This window comes from Streptomyces sp. NBC_00224, assembly GCF_041435195.1.
Taxonomy (GTDB): Bacteria; Actinomycetota; Actinomycetes; order Streptomycetales; family Streptomycetaceae; genus Streptomyces.
In genome coordinates, this window is sequence record NZ_CP108106.1 from 4,117,313 (window position 1) to 4,129,601 (window position 12,289).

Annotated in this window: 4 protein-coding genes; 1 reads left to right on the forward strand and 3 read right to left on the reverse strand. The window is 69.5% G+C overall.

What is annotated here, in order from left to right; genetic code table 11:
* Nucleotides 1-11 precede the first annotated feature (11 nt).
* The 3 genes from OG965_RS18235 to OG965_RS18245 form a co-directional block, all read right to left on the reverse strand.
* Nucleotides 12-10,844: a LamG-like jellyroll fold domain-containing protein gene (locus OG965_RS18235; RefSeq protein WP_371653140.1), complete on the reverse strand. Its 10,833-nt coding sequence runs from the start codon at nucleotides 10,842-10,844 to the stop codon at nucleotides 12-14.
* Nucleotides 10,845-10,916: 72 nt separating this feature from the next.
* On the reverse strand, nucleotides 10,917-11,288 hold the full coding sequence (locus OG965_RS18240; RefSeq protein ID WP_371657190.1) for a hypothetical protein: 372 nt from the start codon (nucleotides 11,286-11,288) through the stop codon (nucleotides 10,917-10,919).
* Between the two features lie 319 nt (nucleotides 11,289-11,607).
* Nucleotides 11,608-11,799 (reverse strand): hypothetical protein, encoded by a 192-nt coding sequence (locus OG965_RS18245; RefSeq protein WP_371653141.1) that lies wholly within the window; start codon nucleotides 11,797-11,799, stop codon nucleotides 11,608-11,610.
* Nucleotides 11,800-11,819: 20 nt separating this feature from the next.
* Between OG965_RS18245 and OG965_RS18250 the strand changes: the two genes are divergently transcribed.
* Nucleotides 11,820-12,053, forward strand: a complete 234-nt coding sequence (locus OG965_RS18250) for a zinc ribbon domain-containing protein (RefSeq protein WP_371653142.1) — start codon at nucleotides 11,820-11,822, stop codon at nucleotides 12,051-12,053.
* The last annotated feature ends 236 nt before the right edge of the window (nucleotides 12,054-12,289 follow it).

Consider the following 12,289-nt stretch of genomic DNA (forward strand, 5'->3'; position numbering starts at 1 on the left):
CCCTCAAACACCTACCACTTGGCCAGTCTCGGGGTAATGATCTTACCGCCGAGCCTCTTGATCAACGGTGCACAGAACTCTTCGCAGAAGTCGTTGCTCGCGATCAGCAACTGAGGTGTGGCCCCCAGGTTGACCGCTTCCGTCAACAGCTTCCCCTCAGCGTGATTGTGCCCGAGGATCAGCGGCGCGTCCGTCTTCTTCGGCAGGCGCGGATAGACGCGCAGCCCCTCGTCCGCCGCGTCCGACAGCGCGATCTGGGCGTCGGTGATCTCGCTCCGGGCACCGACCGCGAACAGGTCCATGCCGTTGCCCTCGGGCACGTGCAGACCGCCGACGGTCTTCCAGCGCGCGCCCGCGCCCATCTTCTTGGTCATCGCGTCCACCCGCGCCTGGAGGTGCATCGGGTCCGGCGTGGACGAGCCGTTGCAGTTGTGGACGAGGACCGGCGTGTCCCCGGCCTCCACGTAATACGTGTGGAGACCGTCGACCGTCAGGTCGTACGTAACCGTGTTCGCGTGGTACAGGCGGACGCCCGTGACCTCGGCCGTGCCGGTCGGGGTCTGGAGGACGTCGCCCTCGTGGAGGTCCTTCGCCTCCACGAACGCCGACTGCGTGGCGTCGTAGAACGGGTGGTGGAACGTGGTGGTGAGGTGGTCGCCCTTGGCGGTCACCTCCGCCGCCTGCGCCTTCTGCGGGGTCGCCGTCAGCGCGCCGAGCACCGCCGCCGAGGCCGCGAGGCCCAGCGCCGCCTTGCGGACGGCCTTCTTGACCTTCGCGCCGCGCTTCGTCGCCTTGATCGTGACGTCCACGAAGTCGCGGTCCGTCTTGGTGACGATCACTGCCGTGACCTTGTGCGACTCCGTGCCCGACACACCCGGGGCCGCGTTGGCGATGGTGTCGCCGACCCTGATCCTGTCGATGGCCTTGGTCGAGCCGTTGGCCATCAGCACCTTGGTGTTGCCCGTGAAGCTGTGCGGAACGCCGACCTTGCAGCCGATGCCGGACTCGCCGCGCGAGCCGGCCCCTTGGGCCTCGGCCCTGGACGCGGCCACTTCCGTCGCGTCCTTCGCCGCCGTCTCCTCAGCCGCCGCCCCCTTGCCGAACAGACCGCCGACGGCCTTCATCGCCTTCGGGGCCGCCTTGGCGAGCAGGGAGCCGCCGATCTTGCCGAGGACGCCGCCCAGCGCGCCGGATGCCGCGCCTTCGATCGCCGAGCCCGCGAAGGCTCCGACGCTGCATTCGTCGCCGCCCTTCTGGGCGCAGGCGAAGCCCTGGGTGACCAGGGAGCCGACCGCTCCGGCGACCGCCGCGCAGCCGATGGAGCCGACGCCCGCGGTGACCGCCTCGCAGCCCATGAAGACCGCCGTGGAGACCACGAACGAGGTGATCGCGGCCGCGTGGTTCTTCACGAACGTGGCCGTGGTCTTCGCCGCCTTCACGGTGGCGTGGTAGGTCGTGCGGGCCGCCTTGGCGACGGTGTGGACGGCCGCCTTGGCGACCTTCTTCGCCGCGTGGACCACGCGCTTCACCGTCTTGGTGACCTTGTGGTACGCGGTGTGTACGGCATGTACCGCCGCGTGGTAGACGCGCTTCACCTTGCGTACGGCGTAGTGGTAGACCCGGCGCACCACGCGGACCGTCTTGCGGTACACGTCACGGACCCGGTGGACGACCTTCTTCGCCACGTGCTTGGCGACCTGGACGACCTGGTGCACCACCTGGACGGCGGCGTGGTAGATCGGCGCCGCGACCTGGTGCACCACCGCGGCGGCCTTGTGGACCACCTTCTTGGCGCCGCACACCACGTCGTACCAGGAGCAGTTGCCGGACTGGTCCGTGCCCGCGAGCGGGTTGTCGTTGACGTACGCGAACGGGTTCGCGGACACCGAGTTCGGGACCGGGTTCAGCGAGATGGAGTCCTTGTTGCGGAACTGGCCGGTCGCCGGGTTGTACCAGCGCGAGGCCGTGCCCACGTCGCCCGAGCCGGGTTCGGTCCAGCCGGACTGGAAGCCGAGGTGGCCGAGGACGGTGTTGGTGCCGGTGTTCTTGCCCAGCGGGTCGTAGCTCGCCGAGCCCGACAGCGCGGTCGCGCCGGCGGTGAACGTGCCGATCACGTCGTCGTGCTGGTCGGTGAGGGCCAGCGCGCTGCCGGAGGGGCCGTTGCCGACGCCGACCAGGCCGCCCGACACGTCGTAGGTGTAGGTGTAGTTGCCGTCGGAGGCGATGGTGTTGCTCGCGCCCGAGTACTGGAAGGTGCGGCTGCCCTGGGTCGCGGTGTCGGTGTCGGTGATGTTCCGCCCGGTCGCGTCCAGGTTGTACGCGTGGGTGCCCGCGGTGATCTGGGCGCCGAACGCGTCGGTGGTGAAGGCGACCGTGCCGTCCGACCCGGCCTGCTGGGTCATGGTGCCCCGGGCCGAGTACGCGTAGCTGCGGTTGCCGTCCGAGGTCAGCTGGTCGCGGGCGTCATAGGTGTAGACGTCCGCGCCGACCCGGGTGCGGTTGCCGGAGGCGTCGTAGCCGTAGGTGGTCGTCGTGGAGCCGTTGTTCCACGAGGCGAGGCGGTTGGCGTAGTCGTAGGTGTAGGTGTGGGTGGCCGCGCCCGGCACCCCGGTCGTCGTCTTCGACGTCAGGTTGCCGTTCTTGTCGTAGCCGTACCCCATGGACGCCAGGCCGGTGGCGCCCTGCATCAGGGTGTCGCCGGTCAGCCGGTGGGCGGTGTCGTAGGTGTAGGTGCGGGTCTGGCCGGTGGCGCCGTACTTGATCTGGGAGATCTCGTTCAGCTTGCCGTACGTGTACGTCAGCCGGTTGCCGGTGGCCGCGTCGTCCAGGGTGGACACACGACCCGCGTTGTCGTAGCCGTACGTCGTCGTGCCGGCCGCGTCGGTGCGGGTCAGCGGCGCCGAGTCGGCGTTGTAGGTGAAGCTGGAGGAGCCGGCGGAGCCGGACGCGGAGAGCAGGTCGCCGCGGTCGTCGTAGCCGAACGCCTCGTGCGTGGCGGACTGGTGGTCCGCGTTGCCCGTGATGCCCGCCTCGGCGGTGTCGGCCGTGAGGACCCGGCCCGTCTTGTCGTAGCTGAAGGAGCGGGTGGCGGTCGCCGCGTCCGCGCCCTGGCCGGCCATGGTCAGGACCTGGTTGTTGCTGTCGTACGTCAGGGACGTCGACGTGCCGCCCGGCTTGACGGCCTTGACCATCCGGCCGTCCGCGTCATAGCTGAAGGTGGTGGTGGTGTCCGCCGCCGAGGTGTACTGCGCGGTGGACGGCTCGATCACCTTCTCCTGCTGGCCCCACGGCGTGAAGGTGTAGCGCCAGGAGTTGCCCCGCCCGTCGGTGAACCGGGTGCGGTGGCCCGCCTGGTCGTAGCCGAAGCTGGTGGTGATGGACGAGGTGTCGGAGACCGGCTGGATCTCCTGGGTGACCGTGCCCGCCGCGTCGTAGGTGAAGCGGGAGGTGCGGCCGTTGGCGTCGGTCGTGGTGACCACGTTGCCCACCGCGTCGTACGTCACCGAGGACTGCGAGAGCAGGGTGTCCGAGGCGTCGTACTGCTTGTTGTACGTCGGCTGCCCGGCCGCGTTGTAGTCGGTCTCGGTCCAGGTGTTGTCCGGCAGGATCGTCTTCTGCTGGTTGCCCTCGAAGTCGTAGGTGTACCGGGTGGTGTTGCCCGCCGCGTCCGTGACGGACGTGGTCTCGCCCGCCCGGTCGTAGCCGTACGAGGTGGTCACCCCGCCCGGCGTCGTCGTCGACGAGGTGTGCGTGCCGTACGGGTTGCCCGCCGTCACCGCGTAGGAGTTGGTGCTGGTCAGCGTCCGGGTGGACGGGAACCGCTCCAGGGTGGTGGAGGTGAGCTGGCGGCCCAGGTAGTCATAGGTCGCCTGGGTGGAGGCACCGGTGCCGTCGGTCACCGAGAGCGGGTCGCCGGCGTTGTCGTACGTGGTGTGCAGGGTGGCGCCGTCGGCCCTGGTGACCTGGGCGACGCGGCCCAGCTGGTCGTAGAAGTAGCTGGTGGTGCGCCCGCCCGCGGTGGTCGACGAGGTCTGGTTGCCCTCGTTGTCGTACGTCCAGGTCGAGGCCGCGGTGACCGGTGTGGTCTCCCCGGCCGGGGTGTAGGACGGCAGGGTCTCCATGACCTTGTTGCCGTTGGCGTCGTAGGCCGTGGTGGTCACGTCGCCGTTGGGGCCCTGCTCCTCGACGGCCTCACCGAAGGTGTTGAAACCGCTGGTGGTGACGGGGCGCACGGTGAGCGGGTTGGTGCCGTCCGTCTCCGCCTGGACGGCCGGGGCGGTGGCGACCGCCAGGTTCCCGGCCTCGTCGTAGGCGTAGTTGGTGGTGTTCTGGTTGGCGTCCGTCATGGACGTCTGCAGACCGCGCTTGTCGTACGTGTACGTGGTCTTCTGCTCGTCCGAGGAGGCGGCGGTGCCGCCGGTGCGCCCCTTGCCGTAGAGCGAGGTGATGTCGGTCGAGGTGAACGCGCGCTGGTAGACCTGCACGTTCGAGACCCCGCCGGGCAGCGCGTCGCCCACGGCGCCGCCGTACTTGGCGCCGCCGATCATCAGCGGCCCGTGCGCGCTCCAGGGCGCGCTGTTGGTGGCGCTGCCGGAGAGCGTGCCATTGACGTAGATCTGCACGGCGCCGTTGGTGGCGTTGTACACGCCGACCACGTGCGTCCAGCTGCCCGCGACGGGCTTCGCCGTGGAGTAGGCGGCCGGGAACGAGGTCCCCGGCGCGTCCGTGCCGGTCTGCTCCAGGGACCACAGCGGCGCGCTGGTGTGCGCGTAGTTGTACTGGAGCATGAACGCGCTGTTGGTGGTGCCGGCCTGGGCGACGACCGTCGCGTTGTGGGTCGGCAGCGACGCCATGTTCACCCACGCGGAGACCGTGTAGGAGGCGGCGGTGTCGAGCACCGGGCCGTTGGTGGCGATCTGCTGGCCCGCGTTGCCCGCGAAGGTGGCCGAGGAGCCGTTCCAGGTCACGCCGGTGGCGGCGGCGGTGTTGCCGGAGCCGGAGGCGTCGGTGACGGTCGAGCCGGCGGACTGGTCGAGCTTCCACCAGCCGGTCGGGTGCCCCGCGGCGTCCCCGTACAGCGTCTCGGCGATCTTGTTGCCCATCGCGTCGTACGCGTTGGTGACCGTGCGGTCCCAGCCCGAGGAGTCGTGGCTGTTCTCGGTGGCGATCTCGTCGTCCGGCGTGTACGACACGCTGGTCACCCGGGCCACGCCGGCCGGGTCGAGGGTGGTGGAGGTGTGGCGGGAGGCCGCGTCGACCGTGTGGGTCGTGACGGTCTCGCCGTTGTCGGTGGTGCTGGAGAGCAGGTTGCCCGCCGCGTCGTACGCGTTGGACTGCAGGACGTTGGAGCTGTTGCCGTCGGCGCTCTTCTTGGTGACCGTCGACGTCAGACCGTTGTCGGTGTAGGTGTACGAGGTCGTCGCGCCCATGGCGTCGGTGACCGACGCGAGCCGGCCCGCCGGGTCGTAGGCCCGGGACGACTCGGTCAGCAGCGACGGGGTCTGCGGGTTCACCGGGTCGCCCGCGTACATGACGCCCTGGGTCAGCAGCTGACCGCTGTCGTCGTACGTGTAGCGCATCTCGGTGCCGGAGGAGGAGACCTCCTTGGTCTTGTTGCCCTGGCTGTCGTAGGTGTACGTGACCGTGTTGCCGTTGGACGCGCCCGCGTTGGCGTTGGCGTCCTTCTTGGTGGCGACGTGGTCGTACGCGTCGTACGTCTGCGTCTCGGTGCGGGTGTAGTCGCCGCCGCTGCCGTCCGCGACCGACTGCGAGGTGATGTTGCCGTCGATGTCGAAGACGGTGGTGGAGACCGCCGCGTGCACCGCGCCGGTGACCCGGTCGGTGAGCTGCGGGTCCTTCTCCTGCACGACCTGGCCGTCCGCGTCGTACGTGTACGTCGTGGTGAGCCCGGCCGGGTAGGTGTCGGAGACGACCTTCTTGCTCAGTACCTGGCCGACACCGTCATAGGTGTACGAGGTGACCAGACCGCCGGCGTCCGTGGTCGAGGCCACGTCGCCGTTCTTGAAGTAGGCGACGGAGTTGACCGCGCCGCCCGGGCTGACCGTGCGCACCGGCAGGCCCTTGGGGACGTTGCCGCCACCGGTCGCCAGGTAGGTGGCGGTGCCGTCGCTGAAGACGGTCGTGGTGGTGCGCCCGCTCGGGAACCCGGCCACGGCCGGACCGGTGATGGTGGTCTGGTTGCCCGCGCTGTCGTAGCCGAAGGACGTCAGATACGTGTTGTCCGCCGCCGAGGCCGAGCGGCCGTCGCGCCGGGTGAGCAGGATGTCGTTGCGCGGGTCGGCGGTGGTGAGCTGCTCGGTGGTGTCGTCCGGGAAGTAGCTGAAGTACTCCGTGGAACAGGCGTTGGCGGCCTGGTTCTGGCAGGTGGTCGTGGAGACCGTGTTGCCGCGGACGTCGTGGCCGGTGACCGTCGTCGCCCCGTTGGGGTCGGTGACGGTGTGCTCGAAGCCGCCGGTGTCGTAGCCGAAGCTGGTGGTGTTGCCGAGACCGTCGGTCTCGGTCAGCGTCCGGTTGTTGTGGTTGACGTCGTACTGGTAGGTGAGCGTGGCGTTGGCCGGGGAGGTGACCTTGACGGTCGACACCGGCAGCAGGCCCGTGGAGTTCTTCGCGGCCTGGAAGTGCGCGGCCGCGTCCTGCGCGGTGAGCGCCGAGCGGTAGGTCGCGGCCTCGGCGAGCGAGCCGTTGAAGTACACGGTCGCGGGGTAGGGCAGACCGGCCCAGCCGGAGCCGGTGGTGCCGGCGCCGAGGTAGTCGGTGGTGCGCCCGCCCGTGGTGAGCGCGGCCGTGCCGGCCTTGGTGGCGGCCTGGGTGCCGTCCAGGTAGAGCGTCTGGCTGGTGGGCGAGGCGCTCAGCAGCACGTGGTGCCACTTGCCGTCGGTCACCGTGCCGGTGGTGCCCATCTGGACGGAGCCGGAGGTGGTGTAGAAGCCGCCGTACAGCTTGTTGTCGGTGCCGATCCACAGCTGCGGGGTGGTCGAGGAGACCGTGCCGCCGATCGGCCCGTTCTGCGCGTTCATCAGGATCGCGCCGCCGCGCGTGGTGGAGAACCAGAGCTCGGCGGAGGCGGAGGTGCTGCCGGTCTGGACGTCCGGCACCTTCACCCAGGAGCTGGTCCCGTTGAAGGCCGCCGTCTTCTGGTCGCTGAACGGCCCGGTGGCCCCCAGCGTGACGTTGCTGTACGTGCCGGTGCCGCCGCGCGTCTCGTCGACCGCGGTGCCCGCACCCGCCGCCTCACCGAAGCGGAAGTACGTGGCGGGGGCGCCGCCGAGGACCGCGCCGCGGTAGGTCTGGCTGGAGCCGGTGACCGTGGGGGCGCCGAGCTTCCAGACCCCGCCGTTCTCGTCGGTGAGCTGGGTGAGCGCCGCGGTGCCCGGGTCGTAGGTCATCGCCGCGTACGTCTTGCCGGACGGGCGGGTGACCGAGGAGAGCAGGCTGGAGGCGTGCGTCCCGTAGTTGTAGAGCGCGCTGACGTCGGCGGCGACCAGCGGGCGGTCGTACCACGCGGCGCCCGCGATGGAGCCGTTGAAGTAGGTGGCGTAGCCGGTCTTGCTGGTGCTGCTCTGGTGCGGCTGGTCGGGCCAGTTGCCGCCCAGGAAGCCGGTGCCGAGGTAGTTGAACGGCTGGTTCTTGCCGAAGGCGGTGCCGCTCTTGATGGAGACGGTGCCCGAGAGCGAGCCGACCTTGGCGTTGTCGAGGAACAGCGACTGCGAGTTGCCCGCGGCGGAGAGCACCACGTGGTGCCACTGGCCGTCGGCGACCGAGGCGGAGGTGGTGAGCGGGGCGATGCCGCCGCTGTACCAGAACTCGGCGTTCAGCTTGCCGTCGCTGCCGACGTAGATGGACGGCGTGTAGTAGCCCGCCGCGTTGCCCGCGTCGATGGGCTGCGAGGCGTACGAGTAGAGCACGCCGGGACCGGCCGAGGTCTTGAACCAGAGCGACAGGGCGCCCGAGTCGGTGTTGTTGCCGGTGTCGTTGGGGAGCGCCACGGCGGAGGAGGTGCCGTTGAACCCGGCGGCGGTGCCGCCGTTCGGCGGGCCCGCCTGGCCGAGCGTGACGTTCTTGTACGTGGCGTTGAGCGTGTTCTCGTTGCCGAGGACGGCGTCCTTGGCGACGGTGCCGGACGACTCGGTCAGCGGCCACATGGCGCGCGGGTCGAGGTCGAGCGAGGCGTTCTGGTACTGGGAGCCCGCGGTGTACGTGTACTTGGTGCAGGCGGTGGTGGTGGACGGCGGGCAGACCGAGACGAGCTGGTCGCCGGTGTAGCCGTAGGTCCAGGTCAGCGCGGTGGACTGGTCGGTGCCGACGACCGGGTCGGTGACGACGGTCGCCACGTGCGCGGCGGACGCGCCGGACGGCGTGGACCAGGTGACGTTCAGGGCGCGCCCGGAGACGGCCGAGGCCATCTTGGAGACACGGCCGCCGGTCCAGGTGAAGTTCAGGGCGCGGCCGTTGGCGTCGGTCACCGAGGTGAGGCCGTAGCCGCCGGAGCCGAGCGCCTGGGTGAAGGTGTAGACGGTGTCGTCCTTGTCGGTCAGCGAGTAGCCGCCGGTGACCGACTTGAAGGTGGAGAAGCGGCCGGAGCCGGCCGAGAAGCTGCCGTCGCCGTTCTTGCCGTACCCGACCTGCGAGCCGTTCGGGTAGGAGACGACCGCGCTGGTGACCGCGCCGGAGGCGTTGTACTGCTCGGTGGCCCGGGTGTCGAAGATCGACGACCAGCCGGCGCCGAACGAGCCGGTCCAGCGCGGGTCACGGGAGTTGTAGTCGCGCACCACGTCGAGGCTGGGGCCGACGGTGGAGAGCGAGGCGTCCGTGTCGCTGGTGGTGTAGTTGCCGCTGGAGGCGTCGAAGCCGTGGTCGCCGCTGTTCTGCGAGAGCCCCGAGGTGATCACCGGCTGGGGCACCTGGATCTGCAGCGCGTACCAGTCGGCGGCCGGGGTGTAGAGCGAGCCGTCGTACCCCTGGACCGTCCAGTAGTACGTCTGGCCCCACTTGAGCTTGCCCGCCGGGACCGTCCAGTCGCCGGTGGCGATCAGCCCGGAGTCGGCGATCTTGGTGTTGGTGTTGTCGTAGACCTGGAAGTCGTACTGCGGCGTCGTGGTGACGTCGTCGCCCGCCCAGGCGGTCAGGTGGGGCGTGGTGGTGTCCGCGACGGCGTTGTTGTTCGGGTACTGCTGGTAGATCTGCGGGGCCGCGTTGCCGGTGTAGGTGACCGACATGTACGGGCCGAGCGCCGGGTCGTTGAACGAGCCGAACTGCTTCCAGTGCAGGTTGTCGTTGGTGGCCGCGTAGACGGCGAGGCCGTTGTCGGCGGTGGTGCCGTTGAACCAGCCCTGGATGGCGCTGGTGGTCAGCGGCACGTCCACCCAGTCGCCCACGGTCCGGTCGGCGCCGGTGTTGGCGCACGCCTTGGGCACGCTCGGGGTGGCGTTGCCGATGGAGGAGCCGTAGGTCGGGCCGGGGTAGGCGGTCACCGTGTTCGGCTTCCAGGCCTGGGTGACCAGGGCGACGTCGAACCGCTCCGGGGTGCAGGTGGAGGCCCAGGTGTCGAAGAGGTGCAGGGTCGCCGAGGTGACCGTGGCGTGCGTGCCGTCCCAGGTGTTGTACCAGTGGTTGACGTACGCGGCCGCCGAGTGCGGGCCGGAGTCGTAGGAGCCGACCTTGACGGTCTGCTCGGACGAGTGGTCGCCGGCGGGGATGCCGGACTCGGCGTAGGTGGTGGTCCAGCCGTCGGTGACGGTCGGGTCGACGGTGACCGGGAAGACGCGGGCGCGGTCGTGCAGCCAGCGCGGGTCCAGGGTGACCTTCAGCGCGGTCTTCGCGCCCTGGCGGACCAGCTCGTAGGTCACGGAGTGGGTGGTGGCCGGGTCACCGGAGCGCGGATCGACCTTCGCGTCGTAGGCGTACGCGGAAGGGATGCGCTCGACGGTCTTGCCCGCGGTGTCCACCAGATCGATGGAGCCGTCCTTGGCCTGGCGGGCGGTCATGCCCTTGAGGTCGAGGGGGAAGGTCCAGGTGTTCTGGGCCTTCGCGGAGTGCAGGACGATCGCTTCCTTGAGCCCGGTCGCGGTGGGCGCGAGCTCCAGGTCGGTGCCGGGGAGCACGTTCGCGTAGGTGACGCGCGAGCCGTGCGCGGTGCCGGTGACGGGGGCCGCGCCCTGGAGGCCGTAGCTGAGGGCGTGCGAGCCGTCAGTGGCGAAGGAGGCGAGCGCCGAGTCGGCGGCCTTGGCGGCGAAGTCCACGTCGAGGGAGTTGGCGGACTCGTGCCAGCGGTGGTCGGGGCCCGCTCTCACATCGACGTCGATGGGCTGCCATTTGCCCTCTTCGTCCTTGTAGTTCACCGGCGTCATGGCGACCTGCCGGGTCAGCGTGCCGTCCGCGTTGTCGAAAACCGTGGCGGTACGGGATGACTTGGCCGGATTGCGGTGGCTTGTCTTGGCGTTGAAGCCCTGGGCCGAGCGGCTCTTGCCGCCCTTGGTGGCCTTCGCGTACGGGTGGTACGCGTCGAGCTCACCGCGACCCTTGCCCGGCTTGTGCCCCTTGCCCTTGTTCGCCTTGGTGGCGGCGGCGCTCGCGTGGTGGCCGTGCCCGGCGGCGGTGCCGCTCTGCTGCTTGGGCAGCGAGCCCCAGTGCGGGTCCTTGAACCAGGCGGTGATCGAGCTGAGGCTGGGCAGCGATATACGGCCCAGATGGGCGTCGTCGGCCATGGCCTGCTGGGTGGTCAGCATCAATGCGAGGCTGGTGAGCAGCAGCAGCGCCACCCGTCTTTGACGGCGGCGGTAGAGCGAAGGCCGCCGTATGGAACGGCGGAAGGGGCGAGGACGCACGAGGCGACTCCCTGGAGACAGGCACAGATCGGCCAAAGACAGAAACGCGCCGATCCTGTCCGTAAAGAGCGCCTAAATGACAGTCAGCAGACCTGTTCTTGGCAGCCGCTTGAGCAACCCATTGCTTAAGTGGAATGGGTTGTTCCGTCTGTCCGATTCGCGCTTTCCCGTACTTTTGCCAGAAGAAGTCCGAGGGGATGCTTCCGGCGGGCCGGGAAAGGCGATGGTCAAGGCCGTCCCGCGCGCCTGCGGATCGGCCGGGCCCGCCTCGGCGGCCCGCTCCTCGGCGAGCCGGCGCAGCTCGGGCAGCGCCCGGCGGCACTGGCCGTCGTCCATCAGCGTCGCCGCGTACTGCTTGCGCAGGATCCGCACGACCGGGAAGCCCTCGCCGAGCAGCCGCTTGGCGACACGAAGGCCACAGGCATCCGAAGAGGGCGCCGACATCTGGCCGGCAGGTTAGAGCGGACAGTTCCGCTTGATGCACTGGTTGAGGTCTTCAGAGGCGCGCCGCCCACGGACCCGGCGAACGACTGTCTGCGGGCGCGGCGGGACGCACACACTGCGGGTTTGCCGTTCCCGAAGTCAGCACAGCTGTCGAAGCGGTTCATCACCGATGCGAAGAAGACCTCCGAGCGCGGGTGGCCGGCAGAGGTGTCCGCCGTGGTGCTGCAACAGGCACTACGAGACTTGGACAGTGCGTATTCCAACTTCTTCGCGTCGTTGAAAGGTGTCCGCAAGGGGCCGAAGATCGCCGAGCCGCGGTTCAAATCGAAACGGGCAACCGGCAGGCCGTACGGTTCACCGCGAACGCCCGGTGGTCGATCACCGAGGACGGGAAGCTGAACCTTCCCAAGATCGGACCGGTGAAGGTGCGCTGGTCGCGTCGGCTTCCGTGCGTGCCGTCCACGGTGACGGTCATCAAAGACGCCTCCGGCCGGTACTTCTGTTCGTTCATGGTAGAGACCGATCCGGCGGATGAGATTCTGCCTGCGCTGGACCCAGGTGTGTTCCGCCTGCGGACACCGCGACGGCCCCAAGCCGCTACACATCCGGGCCTGGACCTGTAGCGCGTGCGGCACGCGGCACGACCGGGACCACAACGCGGGCAAGAACATCAAGTACGAAGGGCGCCGCACGCGAGCAGCGGCCTCACAGACAGCACCACCCACCCCCGGGCCGGGGGCCCTCGTTCGGCAACGAGCAAGGTAAACGCCTGCGGAGCGCACAACCCCCACCGATGGTGGGAAGGAACCAGGAACCCAACTCCAGGCGAACCGTCACAACGGACGCCAGGGAGGGAATTCCCCATTCTCATACGGGGGAGGAGGCCAATGGGAGCGGGCCAAGGACGCCCGCCTCGCACAGCACCGAGGCCATCGCCGCCAACGAGAACGTGACGGGCACGGCGATCGTGAGGATCGGCGCCGGCGACGCGTACTTCAAGA